Annotated in this window: 28 protein-coding genes; 1 reads left to right on the top strand and 27 read right to left on the bottom strand. The window is 28.6% G+C overall.

The genetic code is table 11. The features are described 5' to 3' along the window. Positions 1-98: 98 nt before the first annotated feature. Positions 99-2,645, bottom strand: coding sequence for a calcium-translocating P-type ATPase, PMCA-type (locus tag KYD98_RS00355; protein WP_219777600.1), 2,547 nt, complete (start codon positions 2,643-2,645; stop codon positions 99-101). A gap of 278 nt (positions 2,646-2,923) precedes the next feature. Between KYD98_RS00355 and KYD98_RS00360 the strand changes: the two genes are divergently transcribed. Then, positions 2,924-4,570: a putative manganese-dependent inorganic diphosphatase gene (locus tag KYD98_RS00360; protein ID WP_219777601.1), complete on the top strand. Its 1,647-nt coding sequence runs from the start codon at positions 2,924-2,926 to the stop codon at positions 4,568-4,570. Positions 4,571-4,677: 107 nt separating this feature from the next. Here KYD98_RS00360 and KYD98_RS00365 read toward each other — a convergent pair whose 3' ends face one another. The 26 genes from KYD98_RS00365 to fliG all read right to left on the bottom strand — a co-directional run bounded on the left by KYD98_RS00365 (position 4,678) and on the right by fliG (position 26,737). Beyond that, on the bottom strand, positions 4,678-5,448 hold the full coding sequence (locus KYD98_RS00365) for a flagellar basal-body rod protein FlgG (protein ID WP_219777602.1): 771 nt from the start codon (positions 5,446-5,448) through the stop codon (positions 4,678-4,680). Positions 5,449-5,461: 13 nt separating this feature from the next. Beyond that, positions 5,462-6,235 (bottom strand): flagellar hook-basal body complex protein, encoded by a 774-nt coding sequence (locus KYD98_RS00370; RefSeq protein WP_219777603.1) that lies wholly within the window; start codon positions 6,233-6,235, stop codon positions 5,462-5,464. Beyond that, entirely contained in the window at positions 6,232-6,354 is a 123-nt protein-coding gene (locus KYD98_RS18030; RefSeq protein WP_258049542.1) for a hypothetical protein, read from the bottom strand. Before KYD98_RS18030 ends, KYD98_RS00370 begins: the two co-directional genes overlap by 4 nt. A 77-nt stretch (positions 6,355-6,431) precedes the next feature. After that, positions 6,432-6,938, bottom strand: a complete 507-nt coding sequence (locus KYD98_RS00375) for a hypothetical protein (RefSeq protein WP_219777604.1) — start codon at positions 6,936-6,938, stop codon at positions 6,432-6,434. A 15-nt stretch (positions 6,939-6,953) separates the two neighbouring features. Then, the gene (locus KYD98_RS00380) at positions 6,954-7,682 is read right to left on the bottom strand and encodes a FliA/WhiG family RNA polymerase sigma factor (protein WP_219778001.1); all 729 of its coding nucleotides are present in this window, start codon (positions 7,680-7,682) and stop codon (positions 6,954-6,956) included. A gap of 105 nt (positions 7,683-7,787) precedes the next feature. Then, entirely contained in the window at positions 7,788-8,429 is a 642-nt protein-coding gene (locus KYD98_RS00385; protein ID WP_219777605.1) for a flagellar brake protein, read from the bottom strand. Positions 8,430-8,441: 12 nt separating this feature from the next. Beyond that, positions 8,442-9,302 (bottom strand): MinD/ParA family protein, encoded by an 861-nt coding sequence (locus tag KYD98_RS00390; RefSeq protein ID WP_219777606.1) that lies wholly within the window; start codon positions 9,300-9,302, stop codon positions 8,442-8,444. After that, entirely contained in the window at positions 9,296-10,495 is a 1,200-nt protein-coding gene (gene flhF, locus KYD98_RS00395; protein WP_219777607.1) for a flagellar biosynthesis GTPase FlhF, read from the bottom strand. Before flhF ends, KYD98_RS00390 begins: the two co-directional genes overlap by 7 nt. Beyond that, the gene (gene flhA, locus KYD98_RS00400; protein ID WP_219777608.1) at positions 10,495-12,561 is read right to left on the bottom strand and encodes a flagellar biosynthesis protein FlhA; all 2,067 of its coding nucleotides are present in this window, start codon (positions 12,559-12,561) and stop codon (positions 10,495-10,497) included. The genes flhF and flhA overlap by 1 nt, the downstream gene beginning before the upstream one ends. A gap of 39 nt (positions 12,562-12,600) precedes the next feature. Then, positions 12,601-14,436 carry a fused FliR family export protein/FlhB family type III secretion system protein gene (locus tag KYD98_RS00405; RefSeq protein WP_219777609.1) on the bottom strand — a complete coding sequence of 612 codons (1,836 nt, stop codon included), beginning with the start codon at positions 14,434-14,436 and terminating at the stop codon, positions 12,601-12,603. A 15-nt stretch (positions 14,437-14,451) separates the two neighbouring features. Further along, the gene (fliQ, locus tag KYD98_RS00410; RefSeq protein ID WP_219777610.1) at positions 14,452-14,721 is read right to left on the bottom strand and encodes a flagellar biosynthesis protein FliQ; all 270 of its coding nucleotides are present in this window, start codon (positions 14,719-14,721) and stop codon (positions 14,452-14,454) included. 11 nt (positions 14,722-14,732) lie between these two features. After that, positions 14,733-15,512, bottom strand: a complete 780-nt coding sequence (fliP, locus tag KYD98_RS00415; protein ID WP_219777611.1) for a flagellar type III secretion system pore protein FliP — start codon at positions 15,510-15,512, stop codon at positions 14,733-14,735. Then, positions 15,499-15,885 (bottom strand): flagellar biosynthetic protein FliO, encoded by a 387-nt coding sequence (locus KYD98_RS00420; RefSeq protein WP_219777612.1) that lies wholly within the window; start codon positions 15,883-15,885, stop codon positions 15,499-15,501. The genes fliP and KYD98_RS00420 overlap by 14 nt, the downstream gene beginning before the upstream one ends. 14 nt (positions 15,886-15,899) lie before the next feature. After that, positions 15,900-16,370, bottom strand: coding sequence for a flagellar basal body-associated FliL family protein (locus KYD98_RS00425; protein ID WP_219777613.1), 471 nt, complete (start codon positions 16,368-16,370; stop codon positions 15,900-15,902). Next, entirely contained in the window at positions 16,370-17,110 is a 741-nt protein-coding gene (locus KYD98_RS00430; RefSeq protein ID WP_219777614.1) for a flagellar motor protein MotB, read from the bottom strand. The genes KYD98_RS00425 and KYD98_RS00430 overlap by 1 nt, the downstream gene beginning before the upstream one ends. 2 nt (positions 17,111-17,112) lie before the next feature. Further along, positions 17,113-17,928 (bottom strand): motility protein A, encoded by an 816-nt coding sequence (locus KYD98_RS00435; protein WP_219777615.1) that lies wholly within the window; start codon positions 17,926-17,928, stop codon positions 17,113-17,115. A gap of 14 nt (positions 17,929-17,942) precedes the next feature. Beyond that, the gene (locus KYD98_RS00440) at positions 17,943-18,134 is read right to left on the bottom strand and encodes a flagellar FlbD family protein (protein WP_219777616.1); all 192 of its coding nucleotides are present in this window, start codon (positions 18,132-18,134) and stop codon (positions 17,943-17,945) included. 101 nt (positions 18,135-18,235) lie between these two features. Beyond that, a complete protein-coding gene (locus tag KYD98_RS00445) occupies positions 18,236-19,255 on the bottom strand; it encodes a flagellar hook-basal body complex protein (RefSeq protein ID WP_219777617.1) in 1,020 nt (339 codons plus the stop codon). Positions 19,256-19,372: 117 nt separating this feature from the next. After that, positions 19,373-20,392, bottom strand: a complete 1,020-nt coding sequence (locus KYD98_RS00450; protein ID WP_219777618.1) for a flagellar hook-basal body complex protein — start codon at positions 20,390-20,392, stop codon at positions 19,373-19,375. A gap of 82 nt (positions 20,393-20,474) precedes the next feature. Further along, the gene (locus KYD98_RS00455; RefSeq protein ID WP_219777619.1) at positions 20,475-20,864 is read right to left on the bottom strand and encodes a TIGR02530 family flagellar biosynthesis protein; all 390 of its coding nucleotides are present in this window, start codon (positions 20,862-20,864) and stop codon (positions 20,475-20,477) included. Next, positions 20,865-21,806 carry a flagellar hook assembly protein FlgD gene (locus KYD98_RS00460; protein ID WP_219777620.1) on the bottom strand — a complete coding sequence of 314 codons (942 nt, stop codon included), beginning with the start codon at positions 21,804-21,806 and terminating at the stop codon, positions 20,865-20,867. 11 nt (positions 21,807-21,817) lie between these two features. Continuing rightward, a complete protein-coding gene (locus tag KYD98_RS00465) occupies positions 21,818-23,167 on the bottom strand; it encodes a flagellar hook-length control protein FliK (protein WP_219777621.1) in 1,350 nt (449 codons plus the stop codon). A 5-nt stretch (positions 23,168-23,172) separates the two neighbouring features. Next, positions 23,173-23,616, bottom strand: coding sequence for a flagellar export protein FliJ (fliJ, locus tag KYD98_RS00470; RefSeq protein ID WP_219777622.1), 444 nt, complete (start codon positions 23,614-23,616; stop codon positions 23,173-23,175). A 20-nt stretch (positions 23,617-23,636) separates the two neighbouring features. Further along, the gene (gene fliI, locus KYD98_RS00475) at positions 23,637-24,941 is read right to left on the bottom strand and encodes a flagellar protein export ATPase FliI (protein ID WP_219777623.1); all 1,305 of its coding nucleotides are present in this window, start codon (positions 24,939-24,941) and stop codon (positions 23,637-23,639) included. A gap of 16 nt (positions 24,942-24,957) precedes the next feature. Then, positions 24,958-25,737: a FliH/SctL family protein gene (locus KYD98_RS00480; RefSeq protein ID WP_219777624.1), complete on the bottom strand. Its 780-nt coding sequence runs from the start codon at positions 25,735-25,737 to the stop codon at positions 24,958-24,960. Next, a complete protein-coding gene (fliG, locus tag KYD98_RS00485) occupies positions 25,721-26,737 on the bottom strand; it encodes a flagellar motor switch protein FliG (protein WP_219777625.1) in 1,017 nt (338 codons plus the stop codon). The genes KYD98_RS00480 and fliG overlap by 17 nt, the downstream gene beginning before the upstream one ends. Between the last annotated feature and the right edge of the window lies 1 nt (position 26,738).

Below are 26,738 nucleotides of genomic sequence, written 5' to 3' on the forward strand. Positions count from 1 at the left end.
AAAAGGAGTTTTTTTATTAGGCTATATTTTAATATTATTTTTTTGAATGTGTCTAAGATGATGAATAAAGAAATTTTGTTTAAAAATATTCACATCGTCTATTTAGCTTTAATTAATAAATATACACTATTTATTAATGCTATTATTCCTGAGAAGAACATTACTATTAACCATTGACTAAGTGATAATGCTACCGTATGGAAAATTCCTCTTAAAAATGGAACATATAAAACTGAAGTAATCATAATTATTGATACTAAAACGGCAGCTACTAAATATGGATTAGTAAATAATTTTATTTCAAATATAGAATGTCTCTCTGACCTACATTCAAAAACATGTATTAATTGAGACATTACTAAAGTACATAATGCTAATGTTCTACAAGTTTCTAAATCCATTCCATAGTACCTACCTATCATAAATGAAAGTAAAGTACATATTCCTATTAGTGAACCTCTAACTACTATTTTTTCTACTAATCCTCTAGCAAATATACTTTCATCTTTTTCCCTTGGAGTTTGTCTCATTATATCTTTATCTGGAGGATCTACACCAAGTGCAATTGCTGGTAAACCATCTGTTGCAAGATTTACTAATAAAATCTGTATTGGACTTAATGGATTTGGTAAATAAAATAATGTTGCTAAAAACATTGTTAAAACCTCACCAAGATTACAAGATAAAAGATATCTAATAAATTTCCTTATATTATCATAAATTATTCTTCCTTCTTCAACGGCTGCTACTATTGTTGAAAAATTATCATCCATAAGTATCATTGATGACGCTTCCTTTGTTACATCTGTTCCTGATATGCCCATTGCAATTCCTATATCAGATTCTTTTATAGCTGGTGCATCATTTACTCCATCACCTGTCATAGCAACTATATTTCCTTTTTTCTTAAACGCTCTTACTATTCTTAATTTATGATTTGGTGAAACTCTAGCAAAAACTCTAACTTTATTTATTTTCTTAACAAGTTCATCATCACTTATCTTTTCAATGTCTTCCCCTGTTAATACTTGTTCTTCACTATTACATATATTTAGATATTTTGCAATTGCAAGTGCAGTATTTTTGTGATCACCAGTTATCATTACAGGTTTTATTCCTGCAAGTTTACACTTAATTACTGAATCTCTAGCTTCATCCCTTGGTGGATCAATACTTCCAGCAACTCCTAAAAATATAAGATTTTCTTCTAATTTGTCCCCTTTAACTAATCCTTCTTCTTTATATGCACATGCTATACATCTTAAAGCTCTAGAGGACATTGCTTCTATAAAAGTAGCAACTTGCTTTTTCTTTTGGTATGTTAAAGGCTTTATTTTATTATCTTCTAGTATAAATGAACATTTTTCTATTACTCTTTCAGGTGCTCCTTTAACATAACAACATTCTTTCCCTTCATCATCAACTATTACTGACATCATCTTTCGTGTTGAATCAAAAGGAATATCATATTTTCTTTCCACATTACATACAAAATCTTTAAGTGGCGATACTTCTTTAAAAAACATATCTATTAAAGCAGTTTCTGTAGGTTCTCCGTGAAGCACATCTTTCATAACATTTTTAGTAAAATCATAACTACAATCATTGCAATAAACAAAAGCTTTCATCATTTTTGTATAATCATTTAATTTTTCTTTTTCTAATTCATATATTCTACCATTTAAATAAACCTCTTTAGCTGTCATCTTATTTTGAGTTAATGTACCTGTTTTATCAGAACATATTACAGATGTACAACCTAAAGTCTCAACTGCTGGCAACTTTCTTATTAATGCATTTCTCTTAAGCATTCTTGATACGCCTAATGCTAACGCAACTGTTACTATAGCAGCAAGTCCTTCTGGAATTGCCGCTACAGCTAAACTAACTCCAAGTAAAAACATTTCTGTTATATCATTTCCTCTAATTATACCCATAACAGTAACTACCAAACATACTACTAAACAAATAACTACTAAAACTTTACCAAGAGAATCTAATTTTTTATTTAAAGGCGATTTTTCCTCATCAATATTTTGAATTAAATCAGCTATTTTTCCCATTTCTGTTTTCATACCAATAGAATCAACTTTAAATAACCCTCTACCTTTAACAATTGTAGTTCCCATATATCCCTTGTTATGCTTTCCATTAATATCTTTATCAACACCTACTGATTCACCAGTTAATAATGATTCATCTACAACGATTCCTAAACCTTCAATAAACATTCCATCAGCTGGAACTCTATCTCCTGATTCTAAAATAACAACATCACCAATTGTTAAATATATAGAATTTATAATTTTTATACTTCCATCTCTTAAAACCTTACATGTTGGTGCAGCTAAATCTTTTAATGCTTCCAATGATTTTTCCGTTTTAAACTCTTGAACAAAGCCAAGTATTGCATTAACAAAAACTATAATTAGTATCGTAACTGCATCTGCCTTGTCTCCTATAATTCCAGAAATTATTGTTGCTGCTATTAATACCCAAACAATAAAATCATTAAACTGTGAAAGAAATATTTTAAGAGCTGATGTCTTTTTCTTATGCTGAAGTTCATTGAGCCCAAAGTTATTCATTCTTTTTTCTGCTTCATTTGTAGTAAGACCTTTTATGAGTTCCTTTTCTTGTATCACAATTTTTCCTCCCCTTCCTTTCTCCTCATATAACTATATATATTTTCCTTTATAAAACTTATGATGATTTTTTATTACTTAATCCACTTAAAATAAACTAATAAAGCATTGTTTTTTCCTATTTAAAATATATATTAACAAACTTTAGCCACATGAAATTAAATAATAGGTCAAATAGATGAGCATAGCTTAACATAAGATATCATCTTAACTTTACATTCTTGAATTTTACAAGTAAAATATATACTATGATTTTGTATAAATAAGGAGGAAGTATTTTGAAAAATATAGTTTATGTAACTGGACATAAAAATCCTGATTCTGATTCAATATGTGCTGCATATAGTTATGCAGAATTAAAAAATAGAATTAGTGATGTTCCAGCTATACCTGTGAGATTAGGTAACGTAAATCAAGAAACAAAATTTATTCTAGATTATTTTGATGTTGAAGCACCAAAATATTTAGAAACTATAAAATTAAAGGTAGAAGATTTAAAAATAGATAATCTTAGTCCAATCGCTCCAGACCTTTCATTAAAAATGGCTTGGAACATAATGAGAGATAACCATCTTAAAGCTTTACCAGTTGCTGATAGCAATGATAGATTAGTTGGGATTATTTCTATCTCAAACTTAACATCATCTTATCTAGATATATGGGATAATAATATCTTAGCTAAGAGTAAAACTTCATTAAATAATATAATTGATACTCTTTGTGCCACACCAATATACATAAATGAAAATATTAAAACTTTTCCTGGTAAAATTGCTGTTACAGCAATGCAACCTAATAGTTTAAAAGAAATAGTTGATGAAGGAGATATTGCTATTGTAGGTGATAGACATGATGTCCAAGAAGAATTAATCAATATAAAAACTTCATTAATTATAGTTACAGGTTCTCATAATCTAGCAGATGATTTGCTTCCTAAAGCTAAAGAAAAAGGTATTACTGTTATAAGTACACCTTATGATTCTTTTACAGCTGCAAGATTAATCATTCAAAGTATACCAGTTGATTATGTAATGGCTAAAAAAGATTTAATTTCTTTCTCAGTTGATGATTTAGTTGAAGATATTAAAGATGTTATGGCTAAAACAAGATATCATTGTTATCCTGTAACTAATATGGATGGAAAAGTTATTGGTACTGTTTCAAGGTATCATCTTATTTCAGAACATAAGAAAAAGGTAATTCAAGTAGATCACAATGAAAGAGGTCAATCTATTGATGGATTAAATGAAGCTGAAGTTTTAGAGATTATTGATCATCATAGAGTAGCTGATATTCAAACAAATAGTCCTATTTATTTTAGAAATGAACCTCTTGGAAGTACATCAACTATAGTTGCTAAATGTTATTTTGAACATGGTTTAAAACCATCTAAACAAGTTGCTGGACTTTTATGTGGAGCTATAATATCTGATACTTTATTATTTAGAAGTCCTACTTGTACAGAACAAGATAAAATGATATGTAGTAGATTAGCCGAAATAGCTGAAATACAAATTGAAGAATTTGCAAAAGAAATGTTTAAAGCTGGTACTTCATTAAAAGGAAAAACTGTTGCTGAAATATTTAATCAAGATTTCAAGCCTTTTAGTATAGCAGATTCAAAAATAGGCGTAGCACAGGTTAATACAATGGATATAGATGGCTTCATGCCATTAAAAGATGAGATGTTAACTTATATGAATCAACAAGCTGAAAATAATAATTTTGATGTTGTAATGTTACTCCTAACTGATATATTAAATGAAGGTTCCCAAATTTTAGTTGCTGGTAAAAAACCAGAATACATAGAAAAAACTTTCAATATTACTTTAGAAAATTCCATGGCATTCTTACCTGGAGTTTTATCAAGAAAGAAACAAGTAATACCACCATTAACCTCAACAATACTATCAAAAGATAATTAAAAATATACTTAAAAAGGTTATCTCAAAACAAACTGTTTTGCGATAACCTTTTATTTAGTATTTTAACTTAAGCATATAAAAAAATACTAAGTTTAACAAAATTAACACTATTTTCTCATATTATTTATCATACCCCAAACATCATCAGCTGCAGTTATACCCTTGGAACTCATCTGAAATGCTCTTTGAGTGCTTATTATATCAGTAAATATCTCAGCCGTATCAACATTTGATCCTTCTAAAAATCCTTGTTGTATTGAATAATTAGTGCTTAATGTTACCTGTGCATCATCTGATGGTTTAAAATAATTATTTCCAATTGCTATAAATGCTTTATCTCCAACTGCAGTAAATACTGGTATTTGTCCAACTTTTACATAATTCCCATCCACTTTAGTTGATATTCCACCTTCTTGGTCAATAGAAATATCATTACTCGAAAGCTTTGGATTACCTTCTGCCATCCCTGCTTCATATTGTATATAAATTTTATTTCCTTTAGTATCTACTAAATTACCATTACTATCAATTTTTAAATTTCCATCTCTAGTATATGCAATAGATCCATCGCTTTGAGTTGATGCAAAATAACCTTCTCCATCTATAGCAATATCAGTTTTTCCACCTGTAGTCAAAAGATTTCCTTGAGTGTTTTTTCTATAGTCCATACCAACTTTAACGCCTGTACCATTAATAGCATTCTTATTTACAAGAGGAGTTCCCTTTCTATCTAATGATTCAGTCAACAAATCATTAAATTGAACATCTGTAGCTTTATAACCTGTAGTAGAAGCATTTACCAAATCATTTGAAAGATAATCTAATTTTTCTTGATATGCACTCATACCACTTTTAGCAGTTGCAAATATATTAAACATACTTTATCCTCCTCTATCTTACAGATCCAATATCATTTGCTGCCTTTTGAAGACTTTCATCTTGCATAGTAACAAATTTTTGATTAGTTTCAAATTGTCTTTTTATTTCCATAAGTTTTACTAATTCTTCAGTTGGATTTACATTTGATGCCTCTAATACACCTTGTTGTACCTTAACCCTTGCATTATTAACTGGGTTGTCTGATTTATAATAATTATCTCCTACTTTTTCTAAAGAAGCATAATCTTGAAAATCTGCTGTTAATAAAGAATAGTTTGTTCCTCCATTAGAATTTATAATAGAATTTTCACCATCTAAAGAAAATTGTTCTTTTCCTACATATATTGGTTCTTCTGCGCCTGTTGCATTATTTCTTCCTAGAACTTCATCACCACTAGTTGTTATCAAATATCCCTGTTGATTAACTTTAAAATTCCCATTTCTTGTATAAAGTCTCTCATTTCCTCTTTGTACTACAAAGAATCCTCTCCCATCAATTCCAAAATCAGTTAAGTTATCTGTTGCTTTAAAACTACCTTGTGTATAAATTGTATTTACATCATTAACTTTTACACCCAAGTTCAAATTTCCTAGCTTATTTGGAATATGTCTATCTCCAGACTTATTTTGTCTATTGGTAATCATAACATCTTCAAAACTTTGTTTTGTTAAAACATTCTTTTTATACCCATTATTGTTGACATTTGTTATATTATTAGTAACTGTTTGCTGATCATTTTCTAAAGTTACTAAGCTTGACACAGCAGTATAGAATCCTCTTATCACTTATTTTCATCTCCCTTTATCATAGCCTTACATTCATCACTATAATGCATTCCAAGACCTCTAGCTCTTTCTTCTATTTTACTATCAGAAAGATTTAAGCTACTTTTGTATCCAAACATAAGTGTCACACCTAAAATAAGTCCTATTCCAATACCAAATAGTATTTTTTTATCACTAATAAAAAACATTATACTTTTTAATTTTTGAATAAGTTTCGTACTAATAATACTTCCCCCTTACTAACAGACAACTTTTGTGATATTTCATCATCATTTAAGCCCTGTTTGATTAATTCATTAATACTATCTGATTTATTTAAGTCATTATCTACTTTATGTTCAAAATTTATATCTGAAATCACATCATTTTCTTCTTCAATTAAAGTAACATTAGATGAATTCAATTCCATATCATATTTTGATACTTCGTTCATATTATTTAATACGTCACTTTCATTTTCGTACATTTCTTCAATATCCTTAGACATATTTAAATTTATTTTTATATTCTTAATTTCTTCTTGAAGTTCTGTTAAACTTTCTCCTATGTCTTTTCTTAAACGTCCTATTTCAAGCTTATAATCATCTAAATTTTCTTTTTCTTCATTTAAAGTAATTTTAAACGAAGTATTATTACTTTTTTTAATATCACTATAACTGTATACTATTAAAACAATTCCTATTATTATCAATAGTACTGGCATTTTCATCCCGCCTCTTTAATCTATATAATGTAATTTTTTCATATTTTCTCTTAAATTATTAATAGCTCTAGCATGTAGCTGACAAACTCTAGATTCTGATATTGATAATATAGCTCCAATTTCTTTTAATGTTAATTTTTCATAATAATATAAATTTAAAACCAATCTATCTTTTTCTTTTAATAATTCTATTGATTTTGCTAGAAACTCTAATTGTTCTTTTTCTTCTAAATTACTATCTGGACTAGGACTATTTTTATCTTCTATAATACCCATAAGATTTATATCTTCATCATCAGAAAATATAACATTTTCAAGTGATACCATAGACATATAGTTAATATAATTTTCTATCTGCCCTACTTCATCAATAGATAATCCTAGATATTCAGATATCTCTATGATTGTTGGTTCTTTACAAAGTTTCTTTTGTAGAAATTCTACAGCATTATTATATTTATTTAATTTATCCATTGCTCCTTTAGGAATAGGCCTACATTTACGAATTTCATCTATTATAGACCCTTTTATTCTGATAGAAGCATATGATGAAAATTTCATTCCTTTACTTGAATCATATTTGCTTATCGCATCCATTAGGCCAATTATTCCATAGCTAACTAAATCTTCATATTCCATATATTTGTTTTTTCCAACCATAACTCTAGAAGCAATATATTTTACCAAAGGAATATATTCTTTCACTATTTGTTCTTTTGCATCTACCGCTTGTAAGTCAGCCATCATGCTTCATAACCTCCTAATATTAACTCTTGTATATTAATAATGCCTACTATATTATTTGCTATAAAAATCAACCTTACTCATAAAATTTATATAAATTTTATCTTATAAAGTTTCTATTTGTTTTCTCATAACTTTAAAAATTTCTCTTATTATCTTATCTCTTTGCTTTTCACTAATTTCTAGAAACTTAACACCATAAATATATTCATTGTCAAATGATCTTTCACATCTTACAACTTCTGCTTTTAAATGATTTGTTTGTCCATTTAATGTGAATTCAATTATTACTATATCTTTTATTTTAAGTTTCTCTTTTGTTTTAAATCTTATTCCTCCACCACTTAAATCTACCATTAAAGCATTGTCATATTCTTTTTCTTCTATTTCTTCTTCAGACATTTCTGTGATTTTTTTATAATTAATAGAATTAAGTATATCTACTCTAGCAAAGTCTCTTCTTTGTATTTCTTTAATATTATCCGGTTTAGATAACGTATAATATATTATACTATCTTCTCTACCACGCCCTAAAACTTCACAATGAAAATTAAAACAACTTCCACCCTTTACATAAGAATTAATTTCTATATTGTCATTTACTTTTAGTGTTAAATACTCTCCATCATTAACTGGCAAATTTATATTTATAAAATCTTCTCCGATATCTTGAATTAAGCTTTTATAAACTTTATCGTTTGTTAAAACTTCTATCCTATCATTAATTTTCAAATTAAATTTTGCCATGTTAGTATCCCCCTACGAAAATATATTAAATAACTTTTTAAATAAGTCTTTAGCACCTATTGAATCCTTTATATTTTGTCCTAAAATCTTTCTTGCAATATTTTCTACTGACTTAGATGCATCACAAGTAGGATACTCTAAAATAAAAGGTTTTTGTTGTCTAACACTTTGTAACACTTTTTTATCTTCTAATATACATCCTAAATATTCTAAATCAAGCTTTAAGAATTTATTTACAGCTCTTTCAAGCTTATTATAAACTTCAATACCTTCTGCTAATGTAAATGCCTTATTTACAACAACCATTGCATGATTCTTTATCTTAAAATGATCCGCTGCTTTTATTAAACTATATGCATCTGTTAGAGAAGTAGGTTCTGGAGTAGTTATAATAATTAACTCTTCCGATGCTGCTATAAAAGATAAAATACTTCTATTAATACCTGCTCCAGTATCCATAAATATATAATCAAATCCATTTAAAGATTCTAATTTTTCTAAAAATAAACTTCTTTCAGCTTCTTGCAAGTCTTCAATTTTATTCAATCCAGATCCAGCTGGTAATAAACTTACCCCACTAGGGCCTAATATAATTATATCTTCTATTTTTTTTCTCGTAAATATAATATCAAATATATTATATTTAGGATATACTCCCATTAAAACATCATCGTTACCCATTCCTAAATCAGCATCAAAAATCAATACTTTTTTCCCTTTATTTTGTAAACTTATAGCTAAATTAACAACAAAATTACTTTTCCCAACTCCACCTTTTCCTGAAGTTACCGTTATAACTTTTGTCTTGGATTTACCTTTTTTTTCTTCACTATTAAGCATTAACTTTCTTAAATTTTCAGCTTGATCTAACATAAAGTTTCCTCCCCTAATATAAATCTAGCTATTTCTTCTTTATTAAGGGTCTTTATATCATTAGGTACATTTTGACCTGTAGTAACAAATTTAATTGCTTTATTTGATCGCTTCATTATGTTATATAACGAGCCATAAGCTGTAGTTTCATCTAATTTTGTAATTATAATACTATCATATCCTAAACTTTCATATCCTTTTAAAATACTTATAATATCCTTATTTTTTGTTGTTGCACTTATTACCATATTTACATTGTCTGGATTTGCCTTTTCTATGAATGCCCTTAATTCTGAAATTTGCATTGTATTTTTACTGCTTCTTCCAGTGGTATCAATAAGGACTACATCACAATCCTTCATAGATTCTATTGCTGCTTCCATTTCCTTTATTGTAATAACTACTTTAAATGGGATATTCATTATTTCAGCATATGTTTTAAGTTGTTCAATAGCACCTATTCTATATGTATCAACTGTTATTAACCCAACACTCTTTTTATCAACAAGTGCTAATTTTCCTGCTAATTTAGCTATAGTTGTAGTTTTTCCTACACCTGTTGGTCCTACTAATACAATTTTTCCTTTTATTTCTTCTTTAAAGTCTAAAAATGTATTTTCAAAAATTTTTCTTAAACTTTCTTCTTCATCTATTCCTTCATATAAATCATGTTTTACTTTTTCCATTATTTCATCATGAAATTCTTCATCTATATCAATATCATCTAATTTTTCTTTTAAAGTATTAACCTCTTCATCCTTAGAAGTATTTTCAATAACCTTATTAAGTAGTTCTTTCATCTCATTAACTTCTTTATATATTGTATCTTGTTTTGTATTTTTTAACGACTCTTTGGGTTCGTTTTTATTTAATGATGAATTAACTTTTTTATCTTGTTGTTTATTATTACTATCTTCTATATTGTAATCTTTTGTTGTATTTTCCATTAGCTTCTTTATACTTGCTAATGAATCTTCAAAGCTATCTTCTTGCTTTTTAATGTTAGATTTTTTAGAATCCGATGAATTTTCAATAGCTGCTGTTACTTCTATTAATTTCCCAGAAAATAACCCTTTAAATCCAGCTTTTCTTACTTTTCTTTGGCTTATTATAATCGCATCTTTTCCTAATTCGTATCTAATTCTTGTTAAAGCTTCATTCATATTACTTACAAGATATCTTTTAATAATCATTAAATAGTTACAACTCCTCCACTATTAATCTCAATATCATTTGGTACTTCATTTAATGAAATTACCATAATATGTGGAAATACCATTTCAATTAATTTTTTAAATACAGCCCTTATATTTGGAGATACTAATATAACAGGTTGATTGTTATTGAAATAAATCGTTTCAATAGTATTTTTTATACTTCCAAGTAATTTAGTTGTTGTTTCTGGATCAACTGTTGGAAAAGATCCTTGAACAGATTTTTGAATATTGCTACCAATAATTTCTTCAATTGCAGGATCTAAAGTTACTACAGTAATAGCTTTATCATCATTTATTATTTGATTACAAATTGTCCTTGCTAAAGCAAATCTAACATATTCAGTTAAAAGCTCTAAATCTCTAGTATTTCTAGCATTATCTGCTAATGATTCCATTATTGTAACCATATCTTTTATTGGAACTTTTTCTCTTAATAAATTCTGTAAAACTTTTTGAATTTCTCCTATTGTCATTAAATCTGGTATAAGTTCTTCTATAACAGCACTATATTTTTCTCTTAAGTTATCAATAATAAGCTTAACTTCTTGTCTTCCAAGTAATTCATAAGAATGTGCTTTAATTGTTTCAGTTAAATGCGTTACCATAACCGTTGTTGGATCAACTACTGTAAATCCTTTGATTTCAGCTTCTTCTCTTTGATCTTTATTTATCCATACTGCTGGTAACTTGAATGTTGGTTCAAGCGTCTTTATACCTGGTATTTCTGAAGAATCTCCATTTGGATTCATACAAAGTAACATACTAGGCATTAGTTCAGCTGAGGCTATTGAAGTCCCTCTTATTTTAACTATATATTCATTAGTTCTTAATTGGAGATTATCTCTAATTCTTATTGGCTGAACCACTATTCCCATTTCAATTGCACATTGTCTTCTCACAGAAGCAATTCTTTGAAGTAAATCACCACCAGAACTTTCATCTGCTAATGGAATAAGACCATATCCAATCTCAACCTCCATAGGTTCTACAGAAATTAAGTTCATAACATTTTCTGGTTCTTTACGTTCTGCTTCAATAATTTCTTCTTCTTCAGAAATAAACTCTTGTTCTTGTTGTTTTGTTTCTTCTTTATATAACATAAAAGACAATATCCCCATTGATACTGCTGCAATTAAAAATGGTGCTTTAGGCATACCTGGAACTACTGCTAAAAATAACATTACAGCACTAGCTATTGATGTTGCAATTGGGAAACCTGTTAATTGTTTTGATAATGCTTTACCGAAATTATTATCATCCCCTGAACGAGTTACTAATATACCTGAAGCTGTTGATATTAATAAAGCTGGTACTTGGCTTACAAGTCCGTCACCAACAGTTAATTGGACATATTTAAGCGCTGCCTCTCCAATGCTTAAATCTTTTTGCATTACACCTATTATAATTCCTGCTATAATATTTATTACTGTAATTATAATTCCTGCAATTGCATCTCCTTTAACAAACTTAGATGCACCATCCATAGATCCATAAAAATCTGCTTCTAATTGCAAGTCTTGTCTTCTTTTTTTAGCCATAACTTCATCGATTAATCCTGAATTTAAATCAGCATCAATACTCATCTGTTTACCTGGCATAGCATCTAATGTAAATCTAGCTGATACTTCTGAAACTCTTCCTGCACCCGCCGTAATAACTATAAATTGAATAATAATTATAATTAAAAATATAATTATACCAACAACATAATTTCCACCAATAACAAAATCTCCGAATGCTTGAATAATTTGTCCTGCATCACCTTCACTTAAAATAAGTCTTGTTGATGATATATTAAGACCTAGTCTAAATAAAGTTGTAACTAGCAATAAAGTTGGAAATATTGAAAGTTGTAATACATTAGTTGTAAACATAGTTATCATCATAATAACTACTGACAATGTTATGTTAAATGCTAAAAGTATATCTAATACCATCTTAGGTAATGGTATGATCATCATAAGTACTATACATATAACTGCTCCTGCTACCACTACATCTAGGTTATTTTTTATATCGAGTCTTTTGTCTCCAACACCCAAATCTTATCCCATCCTTTATTAAAAAAATAAAACTACGTATTATTTTTTAAGCTTTAATACCACTGCTAAAACTTCTGCAACCCCTTGATATAAGTCTTGAGGTATATCTTGATCTATTTCTACTTTTTCATACATTAATCTAGCAAGTGGTTTATTTTCAATAATAGGAACATCATTATCTTGTGCTATTTTTTTTAATTTAAGTGCAACATAATCTGCTCCTTTTGCGACAACTTTAGGAGCATTCATTTCTCCCCCTTCTTCATACTTCAAGGCAATAGCTAAATGTGTAGGATTCGTAATTACAACCGTTGCATCTGCAACTGATTGCATCATTCTTCTCATACCTATTTCTTTTTGCTTTTGTTTTATTTTTCCTTTTACTTGAGGGTCTCCTTCAGCTTGTTTATATTCATCTTTAATTTCTTGTTTACTCATTCTTAATTCTTTATTATGCAATCTAAATTGAATAAAATAATCTATAGCTGCAATAATAATTAATGCAATAGTTATTTTAATAAATATACCTACTACTAATAGTTTAATCTCATCACCTAACGAAGGTAAATATAAGTTTGATATATTCATTATTTTAACATAATTTTCCTTAACATATTGATAAGCTAAAATAGATATTATAATTACTACTACTATATTCTTTATTAAACCAGTAAAAGTCCTTTTTGAAAACATATTTTTCAATCCCTTTAATGGATTTAATTTCCCAAGTGAAGGTTTTAATGGTTCTCTAGTAAACATAAATCCTGTCTGCATCAGACTTGCAGCAATTCCTCCTATCATTATAGGAATTGCAAATAATAAAAATAAAATTACAATTTTAATAATACTAAATATACCAACATTCCCCAATGATAATTGTCCTAAATTATTTAATTGAGGAAAATTAAAAAAATAAATCATCGTACCTTTAAATGTTTCTATAATAGTTCCCCATAACGCTGAAACTACTATTGTACATATAGCCATTGTAAGTGCAGTACTTACTTCTTTACTTCTTGCAACTTGACCTTTTTTTCTTGCATCTGATTTTTTCTTTGGAGTTGCTTCTTCTGTCTTGTCATCTGAAAATATTAAAACTAATGGTAATGCTGGAATTGCTTTAAATATTTGTTCAAAAATATTAGGTAAATTATATATTGCACCACTAATTAGTTTAAATATTAAAGGTAATAATAGTATATATGTAATAAATCCTAATATATTTTTAATTGGTAATCCAAATATCATTACAGGAATTGCTGGTACAACTCTAACAATTAACCCTAAACATAAATCTGTTATAACAATTATCAATACAAGAGGTAATGCTATTTTCACTCCTAATATAAAATATTCACAAATAGTTTTAATAACTACTAATATAGTTTCTTGATAAACTAATGTTTTACCTATTGGAAGTATATTAAAACTTCCTGCTAATAATTTAATTATCATATGATGTCCATCTATTATAAAAAATAACACCATAGATATCATGTATGAAAAATTTCCAAATAATGTGGTCTGTGTATGGGAAGTTGGATCTAAAATAGATACCATTGCAAATCCTACATGTATATCAATCCAAGCTCCTGCAAATCTAACCATTTCAAAAATTAAATTTGTAACAAATCCTAATACTATTCCATTCATTATTTCACTTAATGCAAAAAAAGCTAAAAGATATGTACTATTTATTTCATTTAAACTTGAATAATCTGTCAAGCCTAATATTCCAAATGAAAATATTAAACATAATACTCCTTTTAAAATGTAAGGTGTTCCTTTAGGGAAAAATACATTAACTACAAGAAAGTATGATGATAATCTTAAAAATATAAAAAATAAAGCAAGAAAGTAGAATGTATCAATCAACTTTTCTACCTCCTTTTAGGTTGTAATCTGTGTAATTAATTCAAATATTCTTGTTGTAAAAGACATAAGTGTTTGAAGCATCCAACTTCCTAAAAATATCCCAACAATAGCTGCTGCAATTAATTTAGGAACAAATGTTAATGTTTGTTCTTGTATTTGAGTAGTTGCTTGCAAAATACTTATTACTAATCCTACAACTAAAACAACAATTAGTATTGGTGCTGATAATTTAGCAGCTACTACTATTGTGTCTTTAATAACTCCATTTAGTAATGTCTGACTCATAAATTTTCACCTCACGAAAAACTCATAACTAATGATTTTACAAGTAAATACCACCCATCTACCATTACAAATAATAACAATTTAAACGGTAATGATATCATAACAGGAGGTAACATCATCATTCCCATAGACATAAGAAGACTTCCTACAACCATATCTATTACTATAAATGGTAAATAAATCAAAAATCCTATTTGAAATGCTGTTTTCAATTCACTTATTGCAAATGCAGGAATTAAGCTTGTAAAAGGAATATTTTCTCTTGTTAATTCTTCTTTGTTTGCTCCACTAAGTTCTACAAATAATTCTAAATCTTTTTCTCGTGTTTGTCTTAACATAAAATCTTTTATTGGCTTCGATCCTATCTCTATCGCTTCATCCTGTGTTATAGTTTGATCCAAATATGGCTTAACTGCATTTGTATTAACATCATTATATACTGGTGTCATAATAAATACTGTTAAAAATAATGCTAATCCTACCAAGACTTGATTTGGAATTGCTTGTTGTACTCCCATTGCACTTTTTACAAAAGAAAATACAACCACTATTCTAGTAAAAGATGTTATCATTATTACTATTGATGGTAACACTGCCAAAATAGTAAAAAATATTAATATTTTAATATTATTTACATAATCATTTGGTGTAGTTTCTCCATTACCAACTGATAAGTTTATTTGTGGCAAATCTACGCCAGTTGGTGATGCTTGTGCTTTTATACCCGAAAATGCTATAATAGCAAAGGTCAATACAAGCATAAAAATTACTCTTTTTTTATTCTTTCCCATCCTTATCTTCCTTTGATTTAAAATTATTAAATATATCTAAAAATTTAGTTTTATAATCAGAATGATATAATTTTTTTATATCATATATAGAGTTTTTCCTATCTTCTTCAATTTTATTTATCTCTTCTTGTGATAGTTCTTCTAATTTTTGCATATTACTTGAAGAACTACTCATTATATACCCTTTTTTACCTACTTTTATAATTATTAAACTATTCTCTTTTGTTATTTGTACTCTGTCTATAATTTTAATGTATTTTTTTCCATTAATTTCATTTACTTTACTTCCAAGAATTTTAGAAATAAAAATAATCAATCCTAAAACAAATGATAAAGATATAATTAAATTTATAAACATTTTATAAGTATCCATATAATTCTTCTTTCTTATTGAGTTATAATACTATCAAACCTTATATCAACAACTTTACATTTTGCTAATTGTTTATTTATTTTATCCATAAGTTCAGTTTTTATTTTTTGTTCATTTTTGGGATCATTCATAAATTCAAGTTTTAAAGCTTTTAAATAGAATATTGTTGTATCTCTAATTACTACTTTTTTAGCTTCCATTTCAGTTGGTGCATCCTTATCTGAAACATCATATCCTACTGATATTTTACCTTTAAAATATCTTTTACCACCTTCATCCGCTAAATTTACAGTCATTTCGCCAAGGTCTACATAAACACATTCAATAGGTTTTTCTTTTACAGCTACTTGATTATTTTTTTGCATAAACATATATGTTCCTGCAAAAACTCCCCCACCTACAAGTACTAAAGCTAATACGAAGATTATTATTTTTTTCATTCCTCCGCCTTTTCCTTCTTTTGTATCTTTTTCTTTATTAGCCATTATGATTCCTCCCCTTTACTATATTCAATCAAGATACTAACTCTTCTGTTTTTTGCTTTATTTTCTTCTGTATTATTATCTGCTATCGGTCTAAATTCTCCATAACCAGCTGCACTAAATTTTGTAGGCTTTTGATGTTTTGTTTCTACAAAATATCTAACTACAGTTACTGCTCTAGCAGTTGATAATTCCCAGTTACTTGCATACCTCGAATTACTAATAGGTACATTATCAGTATGTCCTTCTATTAAAATATCATTAGGTATAGATTCCATTAATGTATTAAGCTTCTCTAAGACACCCTTACTTTCTGGAATCAAATCAGCTTTTGCAGATTCAAATAAAATATTATCTTTAAGTTCTAAAATTATTCCTCTTTCATCTGATTTAATATCCATCGCTTGACTTAAATTATTTTGTTCAACATATTTCTTTACATCTTGATACATAGTTTCTTTGCCTAAAGATTCTGCATCAACTACACCATCAACATCAGATTCTCCCCCAATTATAGGCACTTTTCCATTGTACTCATTATATTGCAAAAATGTATCTCCCGATTGACCTGTCATAACTGTAACAAACGCCTGCGATATTGATTGTACTTTTTGTGCATCAAGACTTGACATAGAATAAAGTAAAATAAAAAAGGTTAAAAGTAGTGTAACACAATCTGAATAGGTTCCTAACCATTCATCTCCTCTTAAGCCACCATCATCTGACTTTTTTTTCCTAGCCATTTCTATGCAACTCCTTCATTATTTTCTGAATTATTTTGAGCATAAATCGTTCTATCTTGTGGTGATAAATAAGCTATTAACTTATCTTCAACAATTCTTGGATTTACTCCTGACTGAATTGAAAGTATACCTTCAAGCATCATTTCTTTAATCGCAACTTCTTTTTGACTTTTGTTATTTAAATTTTGTGCTATTGGTGATGCAAAAATATTAGCTATAAGCGAACCATAAAATGTCGTTATAAGCGCTTTACCCATCCCTGATGCTATTGTACTAGAATCAGTAAGATTTGCAAGCATTTGTATTAATCCTATAAGCGTACCTAACATACCGAATCCTGGTGCAAAGGCTCCCCAAGCTGCAAATATTCCTGAACCTGATTTATGTCTTGATTCCATTTCACTTATATCAAGTTCTAATATTTCCTTAATAGATTCTGGTTCTATTCCATCTACAACCATTTGTAAGCCTTTTTTTAAAAATTGATCTTCTAATTGAGATATTGTGTCTTCTAGAGATAATAATCCATCTCTTCTTGCTTTTTTAGAAAGTTCTGCAAACTGACTAATTATCTCCATTGGAGAAATATTCGGTTCTTTAAATGATTGAACAAACAATGCTCCTGCTTTTTTTATCTCATCTAGTGGATATACAATCAATACTGCTGCAATAGATCCCCCACCGGTTATAGCAACTGAAGATAAATCCCAAAATAGTTTTAAGTTACTTGCACCACTTCCTCCACTTGCCATACCATAAATCATTAATCCTAATCCTACTATTAATCCCACGGCAGTCATTATATCTGTTTTTTTCATTATTAGTGCCTCCTCTATCCCCTAAACGTAAAAATTTCTCTTTTATACTTTATAATTTTAGATTTTACTTCTTCTATACTATCAATAACTATGTATTTTTTACCATTGCTTAATGTAATTAATGTTTCTGGGACTTCTTCTATTTTTTCAATATGATCATCATTTAGTACAAAAGGCTTATTATTCATTCCTGTTAATTCAATCATAAATTACCCCCCTAAAATTTTAATTTATTTATAACTCAATGTATGTTTATAGTATTAAAATTTATATAAATGGGGAGAGTTTTAATCTCCCCATTTATATATTATCTCATTAAATTAGTTATTGTTTGAAGTATTTCATCTCCAGTTGATATCATCTTAGAAGAAGCTTGGAATGATCTTGTGGCTGTTATCATATCTGTAAACTGTTCTGTTAAATCTACATTTGAAGCTTCTAAAGCACCTTGAATTAAAGATCCAAATCCCTTACTATTATCTTTAGCTTCATCTATTCCTTTATATGTCTCAATTATTTCAGCACCTGAATTTGCTGAGCCTTGTAATAAATTTCCACCTATAGATGTTAAACCTTCAGGATTTTTAAAAGTTGCCTTAGCTATTTGACCTAATGCAGTTCTTTTATTATTTCCAAGTACAGCTGTAATAACTCCATCTTTTCCTATTTCAAATGACTTTACTGGTTGAGTAGTTCCATCTGACATAGTAACTTTATCAGGTATCATTAATGGAAATAATTCATTTGTAGGTGATTTTAAATCTGTTGCATCTGCATCTACATAATTTACTTTTGCTTTTCCACCATCATCTGTAATACTAGTAGTAGCTCCATCATTCAACAAATATCCCATTATTCTATATCCATCTGATGTTAATAAATTTCCTTCATGATCTAAAGTAAGATTTCCATCTCTTGTATATGATACTTGTAATTTTCCTGTTGGATCAAGTGCCTGAGTATCATCAACAACTTTATTTCCACCACCATCAGTATAACTTGGTTTCCCTTTTGCTACCATTAAGTATCCTTCTCCATCAATACAAATATCTAAACTTCTTCCTGTTGATAGAGCATTACCTTGTCCCATAACCTTATTTATACTTGCAAGTTTTGCTCCAAGTCCTACTTGCTTTGCATTAGTACCACCCATTACTCCAGTAGGTGCTGTTGCATTTGATGTATTTTGATAAAGCATATCAGAAAATCTAGCTGTTGATGCTTTAAATCCAGTAGTACCTACATTGGCAATATTATTACCTATAACATCTAGTTTAGTTTGATTGACTTTCATTCCACTTATTCCTGAGTACATCGATCTTAACATATTAGCTTTCCTCCATTTATGTTTTAATTTTATCTTTCGTTATCAATATAAAATCAAGTTGAATTTTTATCTTTTAATAGCCAACATTAATCTTAATTGTTAATAATCAATTTTAGTTTATCTCATTAAATTAGTTATTGTTTGAAGTATTTCATCGCCTGTTGTAATCATCTTAGATGAAGCTTGGAAAGATCTTGTAGCTGTTATCATATCCGTAAATTGTTCTGTTAAATCTACATTTGAAGCTTCTAACGCACCTGCAATTAAAGATCCAAATCCCTTACTATTATCTTTAGTAGGATCTATACCTTTATACGTTTGAATTATTTCAGGACCTGAGTTTGCTGAACCTTGTAATAGGTTTCCTCCTATAGATGTTAAACCTTCAGGATTTTTAAAAGTTGCCTTAGCTATTTGACCTAATGCAGTTCTTTTATTATTTCCAAGTACAGCTGTAATAACTCCATCTTTTCCTATTTCAAATGACTTTACTGGTTGAGTAGTTCCATCTGACATAGTAACTTTATCAGGTATCATTAATGGAAATAATTCATTTGTAGGTGATTTTAAATCTGTTGCATCTGCATCTACATAATTTACTTTTGCTTTTCCACCATCATCTGTAATACTAGTAACACTTCCAGCCTTTAATAAATATCCCATTACTCTATATCCATCTGATGTTAATAAATTTCCTTCATGATCTAAAGTAAGATTTCCATCTCTTGTATATGATATTTGTAAGTTTCCTGATGGATCAAGTGCCTGAGTATCATCAACAACTTTATTTCCACCATCATCAGCATAACTTACTTTTCCTTTGGCTACCATTAAGTATCCATCTCCATCAATACAAATATCTAAGCTTCTTCCTGTTGATAATGCATTACCTTGTCCCATAACCTTATTTATACTTGCAAGTTTTGCTCCAAGTCCTACTTGCTTTGCATTAGTACCACCCATCACTCCAGTAGGTGCTGTTGCATTGGATGTATTTTGATAAAGCATATCAGAAAATCTAGCTGTTGACGCTTTAAATCCTGTAGTACTTACATTGGCGATATTATTACCTATAACATCTAATTTAGTTTGATTAACTTTCATTCCACTTATTCCAGAATACATTGATCTTAACATATTTTTTTGTGCCTCCAAATCATAATTTGTAACTCGTCTCTATCGTTCAACAAGTTTTAGGCTTCCTCTTTTTAGGTCCAGCCTATAAAATTACCACACTATCTACATTCGTAAATATATTATCTTTTGCTCTTTCTTTCTCAACTGCTGTTATAAGTGTATTATTTTCAACGCTTGCAATTAAAGCAACATCTTTATAAACCATAACAGTATTTTTTGAGTTTTTATCTTTTGCGATTTGGAATCCTTTTTCAATTTCTTTCATATCTTTATCCGTAAAGTTAATCTCATTTAGTCTTTCTGCTGCATGTTTTGATACAATAAAACCTTCATTTTTATTGATAACATCATTTAATACATTCTTAAAACTATCTTTTTCTTGTGTTTCTAATCTTGGTTTTGAATTCGATCCTGGAAAATTTCCAAGATTACCTATAGGATACAACTGACCATTAATTATTCTATAACTCAATTATTTACCCAATATTTGATGCAATTTTTCTAATTCATTATCATAATTTTCTTTGTATCCATCTTTTCCGGTATTCTCAACCATACTTAAAACATTACTTGTTTTATTCTCATTTGTTGAACTTGTAGTTTCTTGTGAAGTTTCTGATTTTTTTTCTGTTTCAGTTTCTGCTGGTGGTTCTTCTGGTTTAACATCCATATCTTGTTCTGTTAAATCACCGGCTTTAATTATCGAAACATAAGGATATTCCTTTATAATAGGATTTCCATCTTCATCTTTTTCACCAGTTTCAATTCTCACTTTAACTACACCATTATCTATAAATGCACTCTTTACAGTACCTTTTACTATTATATTTTTACCCTTTTCATCATAAGTTGAAATAACGGCCTTCTGATCTTTTAATGACAATGCCACTGAAAAATCTGAATTAGATAACATTTCACTTGAATAATTTGGAACTTCTAATATAGTATCTATATTTTTTACATCAAACACCTTATAGATATTTTTCCCATTTTCATTAATTTCTACAGAAGCATAAGTTCCATATTGATCCTTAGATATACCTCTTATAATCCCTGTATAATATTGTCCTTCATTATTTGTAACATTCATAGTTACGCCTTTTCCAACCAATTGTTGATATGAAAATGTAGTCATTGTATCATTTAAATTATACATTTGTTCCATAGCTGCAAATTGCGCCATTTGTGTAACATATGCTGTTGAATCTTGGTTAGCTGTTGGATCTAAATTAGATAGCTGGGCTGATAAAATCTTTAAAAATGAATTTTTATCAAATTGACCACCTGATTTTACAATCTTAGTTCCTTTATCTGTAGTTAATTTCCCTGTACTATCTGATTTCTTATTAACAGCACTACTTGCATCTGTTTTTCCAAGAATCTTATTTATATCTGCTGATGATATAGAAGCCATTTTTTCACCTCCTATGCAAGAAAATCTAAATTATTATTACTAATATCTTCTATCTCTTCATTTTCTACTTCGTTTAAATTAATGTTAGAAGTCTTATTATTATTTTGATTATTCTTTCCTTGTTCCTCTGAAAGCTGTTCATTAAATCCCTTGTCCATAAAGAACGTAGTATCATCTTGATAAAGTTCTATATTTACATCGGCTATTTTAATGTTTTGTTCTCCTAAAGATTTTTTTATGTCTAATAAATTTTGAGAAATTAATTCATAAGTTTCTTTAGATTGTGCCTTTATAGTTGCTTTCATCATTCCATTTTCTTGAATTAGGCTAATAGTAAGTTGTCCTAATTCTTTTGGATTAAGTTTTACTGTTAATTCTTTCATAGCATTTGTAGTCATAAATTTAATGTTTTTGATTAAATCATCTCCAATGGTTACTTTATTAACAGTTGTTCCTTCAACATTACTTACAAATTCAGTTTTAAATTCTTGATTTCTTGGAGCTAATAAATTAATTTTGTTTAAAACTCCATCTTCTTTCTTATTATCAATAAGATTATTTAAAAAATTATCTTCATCTGATTTACTAGCATTCTCATCAATTTTTTTATTTTCTTGTAAATTACTTTGATTAGTTAAATTATCACCTTTTGATTGTGAAAAATCTTTAAAGATATTAGAAAAATTTGATACTTTTTCTTCAGTCTTTCCTAATACATTTGATAATTCTGCGATTAAATCTTTTACTGTATTATTTTTTGAATTTGATACTTCTGATTTGTCTGAAACAGTTTCTCCTACTTGATTTAATAAAGCTTCCATTAAACTTTTTGTATCTTTAGTTAATACATCACCTAATGAATCATTTTTAGAAGTTTCAAGCATTTTAGTTATAATATCTACCAAATCATTATTTGATGTAGTTTTTTTATTTAATCCTTCAATTACTACATTTAAAATCTCTGAATTTAATTGTTCATCATCAACTTTTACTGCCTCATCTTTATTTAATAAAGTTAATATATTATTTAATATGTTGACAATATCTTCATTTGATGATTTTTTTATTTCTTCTTTTAATTCTTTGATTTTATCTTCGATATTTGTATTACTATCTTGAATTTTACCATCTGCTAATTCTTTTGCGTCATGTGAAGATTTTTCTGGTTTAGTAGTAGTTTTTGAATCTAATACTTTTTTAAAATTCGAAACATCTTCATGCTTTCTTGAATAATTAGATAAATTATCATTATTTTTGTTTATATAATTTTTATCATTATTTAAAGATAAATTATTATTAGTATAGTTTAATTTTGAATCAGAATTTACAGAAGCACTATTAATATTCATACTTATTGTCATTTCTTTCACCTCCCTTCACTGATATTTCTTATATATGAATAAAGGGCTATTTCATCAAGGTTAACTTGTTCAACCCTTTCTTCCTCTTTTACATAAGCTAAGTATTGTTTTTCTTTTAAAATTTCAACAGTTTTTCTGTCCACTTGTTTTGAAACCAACTCTTTTCTTGCTTCATCTACCTTTTGAGTTTTTACAATTAACTCCTTTTCCGTTTGCCTTATCCCACTTTGCACTCCCTGCAAATAATACCTTTTTAGTTTTTGATATACAACATCTTCGCCTGGAGTAATCCCTTTATATTTATCATAATTATCTTTTAAATTATGTAATCTTTTTTCGGTATTCTGCTTTTCACGCTGAGTCTCAGTAAATAGTCTTTTACTTTCTTCTTCCTTATCTTGTCTTATTTGAAGAAGCTTTTCTAATCCAAACTTAAACCTCTCAGCCAAAACCTATTCCCCCTTATTTATCAAAACATAGCTGTTAAATTGTCTATACTTTCATCAAAATTTGCTTTTTCGTGTACAGTTTGACGTAAAAATCCTTCCAGAATATCATGATAATTAATAGCTAAATCGATCTTTTTATTACTACCATTAACATATGCACCTATATTTATTAAATCCTCTGAATCTTTATATGTAGCTAAAAGATCTCTTCCAGTAGAAGCAGCCTTTATATGTTCTGGTGTTGCTATTGAATTCATAAGTCTACTTACACTATTTAATATATCAATTGCTGGATAATGATTTTTATGAGCAAGAGATCTTGATAAAACAATATGTCCATCTAATATACCCCTAACAGCATCGGCTATTGGTTCATTAAAATCATCCCCATCAACTAAAACTGTATAAAAAGCTGTAATTGATCCATTCTCTGATGTCCCTGATCTTTCCATAAGTTTAGGAAGTTTAGCAAATACTGATGGTGTATATCCTTTTGTTGCTGGTGGTTCCCCTATAGCAAGTCCCACTTCTCTTTGAGCCATTGCAAATCTAGTAACAGAATCCATCATCAGTATCACTTTTTTTCCTTTATCTCTGAAATACTCTGCTATAGCTGTCGCTGTTAAAGCACCCTTAAGTCTTATTAAGGCAGGCTTGTCAGAAGTAGCACACACTACAACTGACTTTTTCATTCCTTCTGGTCCTAAATCTTTTTCTATAAATTCTAAGACCTCCCTACCTCTTTCTCCTATTAAAGCAATGACATTAACATCAGCTTTGGCTTCTCTCGCTATCATTCCAAGTGTTGTACTTTTACCAACTCCACTACCTGCAAATATACCAATTCTTTGTCCATCACCACAAGTTATAAATCCATCTATAGCTCTAACTCCAGTAGGCATTATTTCTTTTATTCTCATTCTCCTTAAAGGATCAGGAGGATTATTCTCTAATGGATATTCTTCTCCCTCAGTAATTCCTTCTCCTTTTAATGGATTTCCAAGCCCATCAATAATTTGTCCTAAAAGCTTATCTGAACATTTTACACTTAAAGGCTTACGCATTGGTACAACTCTACAACCTGGAGAAATCCCTATAAGTTCATCAAGTGGCATTAATACAACAAAGTCATCTTTAAATCCAACAACCTCACAATTTATACCCAAACTTTGTTCATTATATATGATGCAAAGTTCCCCAATAAAAGCCTTAATTCCTTGAACTTCTATTGTAAGTCCTATTACTTTTTTGACTATTCCTTCAGTATAAATTGTAGGTGTAACATTAACTTTTTTAATCAAATTATTAAAATTAATATCTAACATATTGATGCTCCTAACATTATCCTAAGATTTCTTTTCTTATACTCTCCATGCCTATATCAATTCCAACAATAACCTTACCACTTGACTTTTCCAAAACAGCATTACCTGGTTCCATAAAATCGTCAGTTAATACAAAAATTTCATCTTTTATAGAATAAGATATCTTCCATTTTTCTAATTCAGCTTTAAGATCATCAGCATGAATAGAATTACATTTAATAATTATATTTTTTTCGCCTTTAGAAAGTTCAATAGCTTGTTCAACTAGAAAATTCATTGATCCTTCATATTCTATTTCCTTTTTTAATATAGTCCTAGCTATTTCTAAGGATAAATTTATGACTTCTATTTTTTTCTTTTCTAAATATCTTGCATAATTTTCATTTGCAGAATCTAAAATTTTTTCTGCCTTATTTATAATTTCTTCAGCTTTTTCTTTAGCTAAATCAATATTTTCATCAAAAGCTTTTTTATATCCATCATCATATCCATTTTTTATACCTTCATCATAGCCTTTTTCATACGCTTCTTTTTCCAAAGCTTGAGCTTGCATGGTTGCTCTTAAAAGAATTCCTTGCTTTTCATTATTAGCATCTTTAATTATTCTCTTACCTATTTCTTCATATTGTTTATATAAATTTTCAACCTCTTCTTTAGAATAATATTTTTTCTCTTCTTGCTTTTCCTCTAATTCACTAAGTCCTTCTTTTTTAGATATAACATAATGTGTTGATATCTTTTTTTTATCTCCATCCAAAGCACAATCCTTTTTAATTAAACTATACGATGATTGCATCTTCTCCACCTCTTGAAATTATAATTTCATTAGCTTCATCTAATCTTCTAATTATAGAAACGATCTTTTGTTGTGCTTTTTCAACATCCATAAGTCTTACTGGTCCTAAGAATTCCATATCTTCTTTTAATGAAGCTGCTGCTCTCTTAGATTGATTTCTATAAATAGCATTTGCAACTTCTTCTGAGCATCCCTTAAGAGCAAGAGCAAGTTCACTAACTTCCACCTCTCTAAGAACTCTTTGAATAGATACGTCATCAAGAGTAAGAATATCTTCAAATACAAACATAGAACTCTTAACTTTATCAGCAAGTTCTCCATCTTCTCTTTCTAGACTCTCAGTAATATTCTTTTCTGTAGTTCTATCAACTTGATTTAAAATGTCAACCAATGTCTCTATTCCACCTAAACTTGTCATTTCTGTTCTTACAACTGAAGATAACTTACTTTCAAGTACAGTTTCAATCTCCTTTATAACCATAGGTGATGTGGTATTCATTGTTGCAATTCTATAAGCAACCTCTGCTTGAGTTTCTTCAGGTAATTCAGCTAAAACTTGTGCTGATTTATCTGCTTGTAAATAACATAAAATCAAAGCTATTGTTTGTGGATGTTCATAATTTATAGCGTTCAAAAGCTGATGTGCATCAGCTTTTCTCGCTATAGCAAAAGGTCTATATTGAGATGTAGCTTCTGAAACTTTTTCTAATATATCACTAGCTCTTTGTGAACCTAATGCCTTTGATAACAATGCTCTAGCATAGTCCATACCACCTTCTAAAATATAGTCTCTTGCTTTATTAATCTCTAAAAATTCACTTAAAATTTCTTCTCTTTGCTCTGATGTAACTGATGTAGTATTAGCAATTTCATATGATATTTTTTGTATTTCTTGTTCTGGTAATTTTTTTAATATTCCAGATGATGCTTCTGGTCCAAGCGTTATAAAAAGTATTGCTGCCTTTTGTACCCCTGTTAATTTCTTAGCTTCTTTTGCCATA

Origin of the sequence: Clostridium weizhouense, assembly GCF_019431045.1 — a bacterium.
Taxonomy (GTDB): domain Bacteria; phylum Bacillota; class Clostridia; order Clostridiales; family Clostridiaceae; genus Clostridium; species Clostridium weizhouense.